The organism is Micromonospora sp. D75 (genome assembly GCF_018070405.1).
Taxonomy (GTDB): domain Bacteria; phylum Actinomycetota; class Actinomycetes; order Mycobacteriales; family Micromonosporaceae; genus Micromonospora; species Micromonospora chalcea.
The window spans coordinates 1-484 of the sequence record NZ_JAGPXV010001181.1 but is presented as its reverse complement, the minus strand read 5'-3'; the positions used below and the strand labels follow the sequence as shown (position 1 = coordinate 484).

The 484-nt window shown below is 73.1% G+C and carries 1 protein-coding gene; it reads left to right on the top strand.

Annotation, left to right across the window (positions count from 1 at the left end):
- The coding region (locus KBX39_RS32760; RefSeq protein ID WP_210874295.1) for an AI-2E family transporter at positions 1 to 484 on the top strand (484 nt) is incomplete at both ends.

Genomic DNA, 484 nt, shown 5'->3' with positions numbered 1-484 from the left:
GCAGCTCGACCGGCTGGTGGAGCAGATCCGGCAGGGCCTGAGCAGCGGGACGCCCGATCCGGTGGCCGGGGCGCGCAAGGCAGCCGAGGTGGCCGGCGCGATCCTGCTCGCGCTGGTGCTGCTGTTCTTCCTGCTCAAGGACGGCCGTTCGATGTGGCACTGGGTGTTGCGCCGGCTGACCGGTCCGCGCCGGGAGCTGACCGCCGAGGCGGGCCGGGCCGGCTGGCGCACGCTCGGCGCGTACAGCCGGGGCACGATGATCATCGCGGCCATCGACGCCATCGGCATCGGACTGGCGCTTGTCGTGTTGCGGGTCCCGCTGGCCCTGCCGCTCGCCCTGATCACGTTCCTCGGCGGCTTCGTGCCGATCATCGGTGCCACGGTGGCCGGCGCGGTGGCGGTGCTTGTCGCGCTCGCCGCGAACGGTCCCACCACGGCTCTGCTCACGCTCGCCGCGGTGATCGCCGTCCAGCAGATCGAGGGC